The organism is Burkholderia sp. MSMB1498 (genome assembly GCF_001526245.1).
Lineage (GTDB): Bacteria > Pseudomonadota > Gammaproteobacteria > Burkholderiales > Burkholderiaceae > Burkholderia > Burkholderia savannae.
This window is the reverse complement of record NZ_LOYJ01000016.1, coordinates 1-12,101: the sequence shown is the minus strand read 5'-3', so window position 1 is coordinate 12,101 and position 12,101 is coordinate 1. Positions and strand designations below refer to the sequence as shown.

Genomic DNA, 12,101 nt, shown 5'->3' with positions numbered 1-12,101 from the left:
TTCGGCATGCAACCGCTGCAGCAGGTCATTCCGTCGTACCTCTACAAGGAATACGAAGACGATCCGTCGCTGCAGGCGTTCGTCAATAGCTTCAACGGCCTCTCGCAGGGGTATCTCGACTGGTTCAACCAGGCGCCCCTCGGCCTGTACACATCGCCGTTCATCACTGGGGCGTTGCTCGACTGGATCGGTAGAGGTGTGTACGGCATCCGGCGTCCCGTGCTGGCGACGCAATCGACCGTGCGGCGGGCCGGCTATAACGCCAATCCGTACGACACCATTGCATACGACGCACAGTACTATTCGACGAACGAGACGACGTCAGTCGCGAGCGATGACATCTACAAGCGCGTGCTGACGTGGCATCTGTACCGCGGCGACGGCATGCAGTTCACGATGCAGTGGCTGAAGAATCGCATCTCGCGGTTCATCAATGGCGTGAACGGGAGCGATTACCCCGTGCTGAACGATCCGCCGTCGATCACGGTGGCGGGCACGCTTTTCACGGTGACGGCGCTCGACAGCGTCGGCTTCGAGGCGTTGCAGCTCTGCTATGCGAACGGCGCGATCCAGTTCCCGTTCGAGTATCAGCTGCAGTTCGATTTCGTCCGGTTCGCGAACACTGACGGGCTGCTGACGATGCAGTTCCCATTCAACTATCCGACGAGTCCGGTCGGCCTGTCGCCGGGCGCGGTGTGGTGGAACGGCGGAACGATCTCTGTCATCCCTGGCGTGACGCCCGATCCGACGGCACCCCCGCTGTATTTCGGCACCACCTTCCCGCCTGAGCTGCTCGCATTGGGCGGCGGGAATCTCCCGCTGACGCCGCGCACCGACGGCTCGGGCCAGCTCTGGAACGACGGCGGCTTGATCGCGATCTCGTAGCACTGACCACTCGACCATGACCATTTTCACATTCGCCAACAATGTGGCAACGACGTTGGCGGGGGCGATCTCGTCCACCGCAACATCGCTGACGCTCTCGAGCGCGGCGAACTTGCCGTCATCGATTCCGGCGAGCACGGCGCTCGTCATCACGCTCAACGACCGCGCGACGCAGCAACAGTTCGAAATCATCTACGCGACGTCGATCTCGGGCGCGACGCTCAGCGGTCTATTGCGCGGGCAAGAGGGCACGACCGCGCAGGCATGGTCGACGAACGATTTCGCCTTCAGTGGGCCGACGGCGGGGCAGATGCAATCGATCAACCCGGGGCGGCTGATCGGGATTCAGACGTTCACGACGGTCGGCTCGACGACATACACGCCGACGCCGGGGATGAGCTTCGTGATCGCTTCCTGCCAGGCAGCGGGCGGCGGTACGGGCGGCGTGTCGGCCGCGAGCGCAACGCAAATTTCGATCTCGGGCGGAGCTTGCTCGGGGGCTCTGGCGGTCGGTCGGTTCGTAGCCGCAACGATCGGATCGTCGCAACTGATCACCGTCGGCGCGGGCGGCCTGGCTGGCGCAGTGGGTAACAGCCTCGGCGGCAACGGTGGAAATTCGTCTTTCGGCTCTTTGATGACGGCGCAAGGCGGTTTCGGCACACAAGGCTTCGGCCCCAATGGATCAACCGTGTTCGGCGTTCCGGGATCGGGTGTGCAATCGCCGCCGACGGCAACGGGCGGGAACATCCTGAATGTCTCTGGCGAGCCTGGCTCGATGAGCATTGGCGGTTCGACCTTCGGTCCGTCGGGGCAGGCAAATGCGATCGGTGGTCCGGGCGGCGGCTCGCCGATTGCGGGTGGTGGCGTCGGCCCGGGCGCGGGTGCTGCTGGCGTCGCAATCGTAGGGGCTGCTGCAACTGCGGGGAACACCGGCTTCAACGGCATCGTCCTCGTCTACGAGTACTCGTGATGAGCGGGATCTACGGACTCCCGCAACCGCTCACCGGCAACGAGCTGGTGACGATCAAACAGATGCAGAACGGCAACTGGGCGGAATGCACGATGCCGCTCGCCGCGCTGATCCAACTGATGTCCGCATTCGCGGCATCGCTTCCCACCGACAAGCCGTCAACCGCCGGCCAGCTCTGGAACGACGCAGGCGTCGTCGCCATTTCGTAAAGGTCTCCCACAATGAAACGACTGCTCGTCGCGGCGCTCTGCGCGCCGCTGGTGGCGCTCGCCCAGACGTACCCGAGCCCGACGTTCAACAACATGACCGTCAACGGCACGGCCACGATCACGAACGCGACGTTCACGAATCCGCCGTCATTTCCGGGCGGCATCGCGATCAGCAGTCTCGCGAACATCGCGGCGAATACCGTGCTCGCGAACGTCACATCGGCAACGGCCGGCGTGACGGCGTTCGCGATGCCTTCGTGTAGCGCGGCCGGCAACGCGCTGACCTATACGAGCGGGACGGGCTTCACATGTGCAACGGGCCTCGCGTCACTCGCATCGCCCACATTCACCGGCACGCCTGCCGCACCGACGGCAACCACCGGCACGAACACGACGCAGATCGCGACTACCGCGTTCGTGAACAGCTCGATCACGGGCATGTCGACGTCGACCTTCGGCACGCTCTACCTCGCATGGTTCAACAGCCTGCCGACGACGCTCCCGGCAAGCGCAGGCGTCCTCTGGAACAACGGCGGGGTTCTCTCGAAATCGTGATGAAAAAACTGCTGATTTCCTTTCTTCTTGTTCCGCTGGTCGCGCTGGCGCAGTCGTATCCGTCGCCGACGTTGAGCAACCTCACGGTCACGGGCGGTTCGGTGACTGCTGGGGCAGGCGTATTTTCTGGTCAGGTTAGCCTCGGCGGCACAGCAGGTGCTGAAGCGCTGCGCGCAGTAACGACCGCAAGTGCAGTCAATTGGGTGCAAGTGCAGGGCAATATAACTGGCAACGGTGCTAGTGTTTCGGCGGCAGGTAGCGATGCCAATGTCAACTTGAATCTCAGTTCGAAAGGGACGAACGGGATCGGGTTCTATACAGGCAGTCTTACGCGCGCACAAATGTCTATCGTGGACACGCCGGGCGCCGTGAACTATCTTCAAGTGACCGGGGCGCCGACCAACAATGGTGTCACGATCTCTGCACAGGGTAGCGACACAAACGTCAACCTGAATGCCAACGCGAAAGGCACTGGCGCGGTCGTGATGAACACCGGCGGTGGCACCCAGGCCGTCGTTTCCAACACTGCCGGAGCCACTCGCTATCTCACACTCACGGGTTCGAACGGTGGGAATCCGACCATCGGCGCGAGCGGCGGCAGAGTGGCAATTTCGCCCGGCCTCGACGCGTCACCGATTGGCGCGGTAACGCCAAGCACCGGCGCGTTCACGTCGCTTTCGGCCACCACGTCAGGTTCTACCGGGACGCTCGTCGTAACGGATACCGGTGGAAACGGCGCCAACATCAGCTTGAATGGGAATGGTGCGACCACACCGAACAAATCGATCCGTTCGCAGAATGGCCAATTGCAAGTAGTCAACAGCGGATATAGCACTGCTATTCTGACGCTTACCGATTCGGGCAGTTTGTCAACAGCCGGAGGCATTAACAGTACCCCTGTCGGCAACGTGACGCCGAGCACTGGTTCATTCACAACGCTTTCTTCGACTGGCACGACTGGCCTCGGCACGCCGACCAGCATCGGTACGTCGGTATTCCCGACCATCGTCGCGCCGATCAGCACGACTGCCACGACGACAAACGGCTCGACGAGCATCACGGTCACGAGCGCGACCGGAATCGCGGTCGGCATGGGGATCTACGCGTCGTTCGTCAACGAATGCTCGACGCCGAATGCCGCATATTCGAAAGCCTATGTGACCGCAATTTCAGGTACGACGGTCACTATGAACTGCCCGGCAACCGCTACGAACTCGACGGCTGTAGCAGTGCAATTCGGTCAGCAGCGCTACAGTACGACATCATCGGTGATCGCGAACGACGTCGGCACACAGACGCTGAAGGTTGGTTCAGCATCGCAGGGAAATTCGGCTGCATGGCTGAATCAAGTTTCGGCTGGACAGGACTTCCGCCTTACGAGTGCCGCGCAGATCGTATCGCCGCCGACCGGCGGCTACGCGCTGACGCTTGGCGCGCGGTCATCCGACGCGACGAGCGGGGCTGCTGCGTTCCCGCTGCAGAGTTTCTTGTACCTGGATTCCTGGGGCAACACTGGGTATCCCGCTGAGAACGTTTATCTGCAGGACAACCTCGCAGCGGCGACGGCTGGCTTTGGACCGCATATCCAGATGGAGCAATCCATTAACAGCCTGTGGGGTTCGCCGCCTGGTGAAGATCCGTTCAACATCAACGCGACGAACCAGACGGTCGCCCATCGTTACGATTGCGGTACAGGGCAATCGACGACGGCGGGTCTGAGTGGCTGTACGACGGCGATCGACATCGTCCCGAACCCGCAGACGTTCCAGAACGGAATTGTCATCGGGAACGGGGCGCTTGATACCGGTGGCGGCACGCGTCAGGCGAATGTGATCTCGATGCCGTTGATGACCGGCTTCACGTGGTATTCAGCGGCCTCGACGTACTCGGTTGCGATGTATTCGCCGAGCGCAGGCGTGCTCAATTTCATCGAGCCGAGCGGCGGCCAGTACAACTTCATCATCAACGGCGGCACGGCGGCGAACATCACCAGCACGGGCCTCAATGGTACGGCGATCGGGCAGACGACGGCCGCCGCAGGCAGCTTCACGACGCTCAGCGCGAGCGGCCTGATCACGCCATCGACGACCGCCGGGATCAAGGGCACGGCGGCGGCGGACAACGCGAACGCGGGCAGCGTGGGCGAATTCGTCAATTCGACCTTCTCGAGCGTCAACATGACGACGAGCGGGACAGCACAGAACCTGACCAGCATCAGCCTGACTGCCGGGGATTGGGATGTGACTGGTGCCGCGACATATACGTCGGGCAGCGGCGCGACGTCGACGATCTGGATCGCCGGCGTGAATACGACGTCGGCGACGCTGCCGTCTCTGGGGAACTACTTTCAGAGCGGCGGATCGATCACGGCGACTGGCGCCGCCACGGCGATTCCGCCTGTCACGCGCATCAACGTGTCGAGCACGACGACAGTCTATCTGGTCGGCGAAGCGGTATTCAGCGGCGGCTCGGTTTCCGCCGCCGGGTTCTTGCGCGCGCGCCGCGTGCGCTGATTACTTCGCGCTCGCCTGCGTCGAATCGTGCATGTTGTTCAGTCCGGACTGCAGGCGATATGCGACGAGCTGCGCAATGATCTGGTGGCCGAGGTCATTCGGGTGAACCGGGTCGGCTGTTCGGTCGACGGGGTTGAATTTACCTGCTTTTTCGAGAGGCATGATCGATTCGCGCAATGCGATCATCGGGACATTCAACTCTCGTCCGATCGGAATTTGATTATCTTCGGAGTTCGACCAGTCCCGGCCCATCGTGAAAAGCATCAGCACGGCGGGGTGATTCGGCGCCGCCAGAATGCGCTCGACGACTCGCTTGTAACTCGCCCGCATTTCGGGCGTGCCTGCGTCGTTATTCGCCCATTCGGTGATGACGAAATCGGGTTTGTATTTCAGCAGATCGCGCTGAAGTCGCTTTTCCCCGAACTTCGAATCGGTCTGCCCGATACCGGCGTTGATGAGTTTCATCTTGCTCTTCGGGAAGGTGGCTTGCCACCAGCCGAAGACACGGCCGACATAGGTCTTGTCGGGCGAGGTCGCCCATGCGCCTTGCGTGATCGATCCGCCGATCGCTGCGATGACGATCGGTTTCCCGGCTTCGGCTTTTTTGAACACCTTCCAGAGTCGCGAATCATCGCCGTATTGCAGGACCGAGCGGTTTAGCGCTTCGGCATCTACGACGCAGCTTTGCGGCGATTTCGGATTCGGAATGAAGCATTGATCTTCGGCTGCGAATGCGCTGGCCGACAGACACATCAGTGCGACTGCAACGATTTTTTTCATTTTGTAATGAATAAGTGAAAAAGCATGGATCGGGATATTACACCTCCCGGGAAAACGTGCGTTTTATGACCAGCCGCCCGTCGAGGCGGCTTTTTCAATTCGGGGATCACCTGTGACGAGTCACGACGATATGCAAGCAGACATCGCTGAGAACGAACAGCGCATCGCGGTCCACGAGGCCGTATGCGCGGAGCGTTATGCGGGCATCCAGGATCGCCTCCAGCGCGGCGACAAGCGGATGCAGCGCATCGAATACATCCTGTACTTCCTCGCCGCTGCGGTGCTGGTCGGGCCGGCCAATGCGATGAAGCTGCTCGAGGTGCTTTTCAAGTGAACCTGACCGCAGCCATCGTCGCCGCCGGGTGCGGCGCTGCGCCAGCGCGTGCGGCGCAGTGGGTCGGGCCGCTGCAGGCCGCCTGCGATGCACAACAGATCAGCACGCCGCTGCGCGCGGCCGCGTTTCTGGCGCAGGTCGGCGTCGAGAGCGCGCGTCTGTCCGCCATCGCCGAGAACCTGAACTACAGCGCGGAGGGGCTGCTCGCGACGTTTCCGAAGTACTTCACCGAGGCCGAGGCGCAGCAGTACGCGCGGCGGCCGCCGGCCATCGCGAATCGCGTCTATGCCGGACGGTACGGGAACGGTGACGAGGCGAGCGGTGACGGCTGGCGGTATCGCGGCCGCGGCCTGATGCAGATCACGTTCCACGACAACTACCAGCTGTGCGCCGTGGCGCTCGGCCTGCCGCTCGTGCAGCAGCCCGACCTGCTCGTCGAGCCGGCGAATGCCGCCGCGTCGGCTGCCTGGTGGTGGGCTGCGCACGGCCTGAATGCACTGGCCGACGCCGGCCAATTCCAGCAGATCACACGCGTGATCAACGGTGGTCTGAACGGCTATTCGCAGCGCCTTTACCTGTACGGCGCGGCGAAGAAGGCGCTCGGCATCGCCTGATGCGCGCACACCACAATCCCGCCCGGCCGCGCGCCGGGCTTTTTCGTTTCTGGAACCAGACATGACCCGATGCAGCCATGACGTGCCGCTCGAGCATCCGTGCGAACACTGCACGGCCGAGGGGCTCGCGCACGTGACGCGCGCGCATACCGAGAAGGAAACGCTCTCGGTGGCCGTCAACATTCCGGAGCACGCCGAGCGGAAAACGACTGCGCTGTTCGAGCGCACGCGCAAGGAGTTGATCGCGCGCGAGGGCGGCCGCTGCTTCATCTGCAACGCGACGGCCGAGGAATCCGGCCATCCGCTCGAGGCTCACCACCATCCGATTGAGCGCTCGCTCGCCGAGCTGATCGACTGGGAGCGCTTCAAGTTCGACGCGCAGGCCGGTTTCTGGGGCGAGCACATCAAGGCATTCGACTGGGCCAGCTTCACCGATTGGACCCAGTTCGTCGACGACATGACCGTGAACGGCATGTTGCTTTGCAAGGCGCACCACATCGGGAAGGACGAGGGATTACACACCATGCCGTTCCCTCTGTGGATAGCACAGAAGTACGCGAAGGAGGGCTACCAGTTCTCCGACGTCGAAGTCATCCACCACAACCAGGAGTAAGCCATGCCCATGAAATCCAGCCTCGTCAGCGGTGGCATCACGCTCGGCGTCACCGACCTCATTCCGACCGTCGACTGGGCGCTCGGCGGCTTCCACGGCGCCGTGCCGACCAGCGCGTCGTCGCTCGTCGCGACGCTGATCGTCGCCGGCTTGCATGCGGCCTACAACGCGCTCGTCGCACGCGCGGCCGCCAAGGCCGTCCAGCAGTAACCCTCCCGCCGCGCGCCGCGGCGTCACCCGAAGGATCCCCCCATGAAGAAGCTCATGCTGCTCGCGGCAGGCATCGTCGCGTCCGTCGCCATCGTCGCCTGCAACTCCCTCCCGACCGTCCAACAGCAGTTCCAGACCGGCTGCACGATCGTCAACGGCGATCTCGCCATCCTCGCAACGTCGCCGCTGCTGAATGCCGACCAGCAGGCCACGATCTCGAAAACGATCCTGCCGGCCAATCAGGCCATCTGCAAGGTCGGTGCGCAGCTGTACGTCGCCGACCTGAAAGCGCTCCACGATTCGCTACTGCCGGCCGCGATCACGATCGTGCAGGCGGTGCCCGCGCTGCCGCAGCAGCAGGCCATCCTGCTCGGGCTCCAGACGTTCGGTCCGATGGTTCAGGCTCTCATCGACCAGCTCCTGACGGCGGCGGCACCGGCGGCCGCGTCGACGCCGCTCGCGGGTGAGCCACTGAAATGAGCCCGCGAGAGTTCGCACTGCTCGCCCAGGAGGCGTATTCCGCGAAGCCGGACATCGGCAAGGCGGACAGCGCCTCACGCGCGATCGTGCGGCAGACGGCCGGCGGGCTGGTCGTCGCGTTCCCGGGTACGGACAACCTCGACAGCGTCGGCGCGGACCTGGACGTGATGCCAGTCGACGTGCCCGGCGTCGGCCAGGTGCATCGCGGTTTCTGGGCGGCGTGGGGCGCCATCGCCGTGCCGGTGCTGGCCGCCATCGACGGCCGGCCGGTGACGCTCGTCGGCCACTCGCTCGGCGCCGCGATCGCGATCATGGCCGCCTCGGCGATGGTGGCCGGCGGCAACCCGCCGGCGGCCGTCTACGGATTCGAGCCGCCGCGGGTGTGTACGAACGGCGATGTCGCGGCGCTGCTCGCGAAAGTATCGCTCAGCCTGTACAAGAACGGCAACGACATCGTGCCGGATCTGCCGCCGGACTGGCATCACGCCGGCGCAATCCAGCAGATTGGCCGCGCGGCGTTTCCTTTTCCGAACGTGACGGATCATGCGATCGCGCGGGTGATCGCGGCGCTGACCATCGTTCCGTCATCCGGCGTTCCGGTATGATGATGCGCGCCGGTTCGATTCCCGCGCGTCCGGCGCATCGCATTTCTCTCCCTGCTACAAATCCGCACCATGCTGCCGTAAGTATTTGATTCGGCACGCTTCTAGATTCCGGTCCCCGGCACCATCCCGCCTTTGGGCGGCACCGAGTTCGCCCGCCGCGCCTCGAAACCGCAAGCGTTTGCCGGACGTCTTCGTTCCCGCGAGCGCAAGCGGCCGCACGATGGCCGAATCGAACCCATTCTGCGCGAGACTCGCGGCCGGAGACCGGATGCGGCGGCGCAGCCCAGGTCCCGATGCCTCATTTCTCTTACGCGCCGCGCGGCTCGCGCACGCCTTTGCCCAAGCGCCTGCGCAGCGGCGTGCGCAACGTGACGCTGTCCGCGTAGCCGACCTGCTCGGCGATGCGCTCCACGGGGCACTCGCTTCACGGCGTGGCCGATGGGCTGCGGGCGCGCAACCCGGGGCTTCTCGTCGTCGCCGCGGAGCCGGCTGAGTCGGCGGTGCTGTCCGGCGGGCCGAAAGGCTCGCATCGGATCGAAGGCATCGGCTTTGCGCCGCCTCGATGGCGGCCGAATGAAGTCGACGATGTCCAGTCGGTCGCGACCGAGGCGTCGATGCAGATGTGCAGGCGCTTGGCGCGCGACGAAGGGATCTTCGCCGGCACGTCGTCCGGGCTCAACGTCATCGCGGCGTTGCGCGTCGCCGAGCGCCTCGGGCCCGAGGCGACGGTCGCGACCGTCGCAATCGATTCGGGATTGAGGTACTTGACCGCCGAAGTGTATCGGTAAGAGACGTCGCGTCGGCATCGCCGCTTCTTACGCGGCGATCGTCGGATCGAGTTCGCCCAAGCCGGGGCCGTGGCTCGCGACGCATCGCGACGTGCGAAGGAATCGCGCGATTCGGGCCGCGATCGCGTTTCGGGGCGACTGCATCGAACGCGAGCCGGCGCTGCGCACCGGCAAGCCGCGCCGGCGATTCGACGGCGCGTTGCCGCGTTCGATGCGTTTGCGATGCCGGCGGCGGATGCCGGCGCACGGTGCGTTCTCCGGCGATCGTCCAATGGCGCGCCGGCGCTGCGCTTTCACGTCGCGCCGTGCCTGCCGCCGGCTGCGAACGAGATGCGATGCACCGGATGCTTGCTCGCCGCGACGCACGCGCGTCGTCCGGCAAGCGAAGCCGCTTGCCGGATGCGTGACGCCGATGCGTCGCGCAAGCGCGGCGCGATTCGACGCAGCGGCCGTGCGCGAGCATGCGTGCCGGCCATGGACGACGTTGCGCCGTCGGCGCAACGTCAGAACCGATGCCGAATCCCCACGGTCGCCGCGACTTGCGTGTTCGTCGACGATGCGTCGAGGCCGTTGATCGACGCGAAGCCGAGCGCCGCATCCGGCGGCACGCCGAATTGATGCTGGTACACGCCTTGCGCGTATACGTCCGTGCGCTTGCTCAACGCGTAATCGGCCAGCAGCGTGACCTGATGCCACTTGGGGCGGCCCGCGGCGGCACCGTCGTAGCGACCGTCGGTGAACGTATAGGCGCCGGCGAACGAAATCGCGGGCGTCAGTGCGTAGCGCGCGTTGATTTCGTAGTTGTCGAAACGCAGCGCGCGCGTCGCGCCCGGCGCCGACGCGGACGCGGTATCGTCGAGCATCGTGTGGGTCCACAGGGCGCCGACGGTCGCCGGGCCGAACGAATAGCTGCCGCCCGCGCCCATCACGCGTTGGCGCGCGGCGGGAAAGTTCGGCCCGTCGTTGGCCGACAGCGCGCCGTTCGCCGTCGTGCCGCCGCGGTTCAACTGCAGGTAAGCCGCGGCCAGATTGACGGGCCCGTTGCCGTACGACACGCCGACGCTATACGCGCGGTTGTTCGCAAAGCCCGTCTGGTTGCTGAATCCGTACAGCGCGCCGAACTGCATCCCGGCGATCGTGGGGCTCGCGTACTTGAGCGCGTTGTCGATGTAGAACGAATCGTCGACGTTGTCGTTGTCGAACGGGTGGGCCGCCAGATTGTTGCCGTCGCCGTTGTTCGCGAGCGCGATCGGCCCGAGAAAATCGACGACCGAATCGTACTGCCGGCCGAGCGTCAACGTGCCGTAATCGTCGTGCTGCAGGCCGACGTAGGCCCGGCGTCCGAACATGGCGTTCTTGTAGGATGTCGAACCGTTGTCGAGGTTGAATCCGCTTTCGAGGCGGAAGATCGCGTGCAATGCGCCGCCCAGATCCTCGGCGCCGCTCAGGCCGAACACCGTGTTCGACAGCAGGCCGCTGCCTTGCTGCCATGCCGGGTGGCCCGATTGATTGTTCGTGTAGACGATGCCCGTGTCGAGCAGGCCGTAGAGCGTGACGCTGCTTTGTGCGTGTGCGCTCGCGGTTGCGCCGAGCAGCGCGGCGCAAACCGTGCGGGTGATGCGTTTCTTCATAGGGGGTTTCGGGAGATGAAAGGAGACGACGACCGTCGAGCGTGGACGGCGCCCGACGCGCCGCGTCGATGTTCGAGGCGGCCTCGTCGGCGCTGCCCGCGCTCGCCGGAGCAAAACACGCGAATCGACGGCGCGGCGCGAATCGTTGGATTGCCGCCGCGCGATGTCGAATCCACGTATCGAATTGCCGCTGCCGTGAAAATGCGGTGTCCCGTCGCGATGCGGGACCGGCAGCCGACGATCAATCCGACGTCCGCATGCGCGCCGTGGGCGCGCGGGATGCGGGGTCGCGCGCCGAGCGGCGGATCTTGCCGAACTCGGCTTCGGGCAGGATGCGCATGATCGACGACATTGCATCCTGCACGCGCGTGCTCGCCAGTTCCAGCTCGAGGCACGCCTGTCCGGTTTTGTTGTCGATGACCGCCGTGTAGAGGTCGAGCGCGGAGCCGAGCACCCGATGCAGCTCGCGCCGCACGGTGGTCAGATTGTCGGTGCCGACGCGTATCGACATCAGGACGCGATAGTCCGCCTGCGCGGTGCGCGGGCGAATCGGCGCGGATCGATCATGAACGGTCGCGCGCGATGCGTGGAAGGCAGGCAGGGCGATCGAATCGGAATGGAATCTGAGCGGCTTCATGCGTTGGCCCCCGCGCCGCGGTGCGGCTCGAGTCGCGGAGATCTCGTCTGGAACATGAAGGGCATTCTAGAAAGCGGCGCGAAGATTCGGCGTATAGAGTCCGTGGTGCGACGCAAAAAATGCGTAAACCGCGTGGAGCGTCACGATGTTCGATGCATCGAAGTTTGAAGTTTGAAGTTTGAAGCTCGATGCTCAATGCGCGAGACACGAGACACGAGACACGAGACACGAGACACGAGACACGAGACACGAGACACGAGACACGAGACACGAGACA

At 64.3% G+C, this 12,101-nt stretch carries 15 protein-coding genes and 1 pseudogene; 12 read left to right on the top strand and 4 right to left on the bottom strand.

All coding sequences use genetic code 11. The features are described 5' to 3' along the window. Positions 1–6: 6 nt before the first annotated feature. Genes WS91_RS03465 through WS91_RS35445 form a run of 5 tightly spaced genes read left to right on the top strand, consistent with a single transcriptional unit; the run spans position 7 to position 5,132 of the window. Positions 7–885 carry a hypothetical protein gene (locus tag WS91_RS03465; protein ID WP_226377140.1) on the top strand — a complete coding sequence of 293 codons (879 nt, stop codon included), beginning with the start codon at positions 7–9 and terminating at the stop codon, positions 883–885. 16 nt (positions 886–901) lie between these two features. Beyond that, on the top strand, positions 902–1,855 hold the full coding sequence (locus tag WS91_RS03460; RefSeq protein ID WP_156432275.1) for a hypothetical protein: 954 nt from the start codon (positions 902–904) through the stop codon (positions 1,853–1,855). Next, on the top strand, positions 1,855–2,064 hold the full coding sequence (locus tag WS91_RS03455) for a hypothetical protein (RefSeq protein ID WP_059575445.1): 210 nt from the start codon (positions 1,855–1,857) through the stop codon (positions 2,062–2,064). Before WS91_RS03460 ends, WS91_RS03455 begins: the two co-directional genes overlap by 1 nt. A gap of 12 nt (positions 2,065–2,076) precedes the next feature. Continuing rightward, complete coding sequence (locus tag WS91_RS37140) at positions 2,077–2,619, top strand: hypothetical protein (RefSeq protein WP_059575447.1); 543 nt, start codon at positions 2,077–2,079, stop codon at positions 2,617–2,619. Then, the gene (locus WS91_RS35445) at positions 2,619–5,132 is read left to right on the top strand and encodes a beta strand repeat-containing protein (RefSeq protein WP_156432274.1); all 2,514 of its coding nucleotides are present in this window, start codon (positions 2,619–2,621) and stop codon (positions 5,130–5,132) included. Before WS91_RS37140 ends, WS91_RS35445 begins: the two co-directional genes overlap by 1 nt. Here the strand turns inward: WS91_RS35445 and WS91_RS03435 are convergent, their stop codons facing one another. Then, positions 5,133–5,912, bottom strand: a complete 780-nt coding sequence (locus WS91_RS03435; protein ID WP_226377139.1) for an SGNH/GDSL hydrolase family protein — start codon at positions 5,910–5,912, stop codon at positions 5,133–5,135. A gap of 112 nt (positions 5,913–6,024) precedes the next feature. Here WS91_RS03435 and WS91_RS03430 point away from each other — a divergent pair, with 112 nt between their 5' ends. From WS91_RS03430 to WS91_RS03405, 6 genes are all read left to right on the top strand, one after another. Beyond that, the gene (locus WS91_RS03430) at positions 6,025–6,246 is read left to right on the top strand and encodes a hypothetical protein (protein ID WP_156432273.1); all 222 of its coding nucleotides are present in this window, start codon (positions 6,025–6,027) and stop codon (positions 6,244–6,246) included. Continuing rightward, positions 6,243–6,860: a glycoside hydrolase family 19 protein gene (locus WS91_RS03425; RefSeq protein ID WP_059575454.1), complete on the top strand. Its 618-nt coding sequence runs from the start codon at positions 6,243–6,245 to the stop codon at positions 6,858–6,860. The genes WS91_RS03430 and WS91_RS03425 overlap by 4 nt, the downstream gene beginning before the upstream one ends. Positions 6,861–6,921: 61 nt before the next feature. Then, the gene (locus tag WS91_RS03420) at positions 6,922–7,473 is read left to right on the top strand and encodes a hypothetical protein (RefSeq protein ID WP_226377138.1); all 552 of its coding nucleotides are present in this window, start codon (positions 6,922–6,924) and stop codon (positions 7,471–7,473) included. Positions 7,474–7,476: 3 nt separating this feature from the next. Beyond that, positions 7,477–7,683, top strand: coding sequence for a hypothetical protein (locus WS91_RS03415; RefSeq protein ID WP_059575455.1), 207 nt, complete (start codon positions 7,477–7,479; stop codon positions 7,681–7,683). Between the two features lie 42 nt (positions 7,684–7,725). Then, complete coding sequence (locus WS91_RS03410) at positions 7,726–8,163, top strand: hypothetical protein (protein WP_059575457.1); 438 nt, start codon at positions 7,726–7,728, stop codon at positions 8,161–8,163. Then, entirely contained in the window at positions 8,160–8,768 is a 609-nt protein-coding gene (locus tag WS91_RS03405) for an alpha/beta fold hydrolase (RefSeq protein ID WP_059575459.1), read from the top strand. Before WS91_RS03410 ends, WS91_RS03405 begins: the two co-directional genes overlap by 4 nt. Before the next feature lie 307 nt (positions 8,769–9,075). Here the strand turns inward: WS91_RS03405 and WS91_RS35440 are convergent. Further along, positions 9,076–9,192, bottom strand: a pseudogene (locus WS91_RS35440) (AraC family transcriptional regulator); the annotation flags it as partial. 7 nt (positions 9,193–9,199) lie between these two features. Here WS91_RS35440 and WS91_RS03400 point away from each other — a divergent pair. Next, positions 9,200–9,556, top strand: coding sequence for a pyridoxal-phosphate dependent enzyme (locus WS91_RS03400; protein WP_059575461.1), 357 nt, complete (start codon positions 9,200–9,202; stop codon positions 9,554–9,556). 503 nt (positions 9,557–10,059) lie between these two features. Here WS91_RS03400 and WS91_RS03390 read toward each other — a convergent pair. Then, positions 10,060–11,187 (bottom strand): porin, encoded by a 1,128-nt coding sequence (locus tag WS91_RS03390; RefSeq protein WP_059575465.1) that lies wholly within the window; start codon positions 11,185–11,187, stop codon positions 10,060–10,062. 241 nt (positions 11,188–11,428) lie between these two features. Beyond that, positions 11,429–11,698, bottom strand: a complete 270-nt coding sequence (locus WS91_RS03385; protein WP_059575486.1) for a hypothetical protein — start codon at positions 11,696–11,698, stop codon at positions 11,429–11,431. Between the last annotated feature and the right edge of the window lie 403 nt (positions 11,699–12,101).

What these genes read in the sequence shown, in the direction of transcription:
- WS91_RS03465 (WP_226377140.1), top strand. Translation starts at nt 7, where the DNA reads ATGCAACCGCTGCAGCAGGTCATTCCGTCGTACCTCTACAAGGAATAC.
- WS91_RS03460 (WP_156432275.1), top strand. Translation starts at nt 902, where the DNA reads ATGACCATTTTCACATTCGCCAACAATGTGGCAACGACGTTGGCGGGG.
- WS91_RS03455 (WP_059575445.1), top strand. Translation starts at nt 1,855, where the DNA reads ATGAGCGGGATCTACGGACTCCCGCAACCGCTCACCGGCAACGAGCTG.
- WS91_RS37140 (WP_059575447.1), top strand. Translation starts at nt 2,077, where the DNA reads ATGAAACGACTGCTCGTCGCGGCGCTCTGCGCGCCGCTGGTGGCGCTC.
- WS91_RS35445 (WP_156432274.1), top strand. Translation starts at nt 2,619, where the DNA reads ATGAAAAAACTGCTGATTTCCTTTCTTCTTGTTCCGCTGGTCGCGCTG.
- WS91_RS03435 (WP_226377139.1), bottom strand. Translation starts at nt 5,912, where the DNA reads ATGAAAAAAATCGTTGCAGTCGCACTGATGTGTCTGTCGGCCAGCGCA.
- WS91_RS03420 (WP_226377138.1), top strand. Translation starts at nt 6,922, where the DNA reads ATGACCCGATGCAGCCATGACGTGCCGCTCGAGCATCCGTGCGAACAC.
- WS91_RS03415 (WP_059575455.1), top strand. Translation starts at nt 7,477, where the DNA reads ATGCCCATGAAATCCAGCCTCGTCAGCGGTGGCATCACGCTCGGCGTC.
- WS91_RS03410 (WP_059575457.1), top strand. Translation starts at nt 7,726, where the DNA reads ATGAAGAAGCTCATGCTGCTCGCGGCAGGCATCGTCGCGTCCGTCGCC.
- WS91_RS03405 (WP_059575459.1), top strand. Translation starts at nt 8,160, where the DNA reads ATGAGCCCGCGAGAGTTCGCACTGCTCGCCCAGGAGGCGTATTCCGCG.
- WS91_RS03390 (WP_059575465.1), bottom strand. Translation starts at nt 11,187, where the DNA reads ATGAAGAAACGCATCACCCGCACGGTTTGCGCCGCGCTGCTCGGCGCA.
- WS91_RS03385 (WP_059575486.1), bottom strand. Translation starts at nt 11,698, where the DNA reads ATGTCGATACGCGTCGGCACCGACAATCTGACCACCGTGCGGCGCGAG.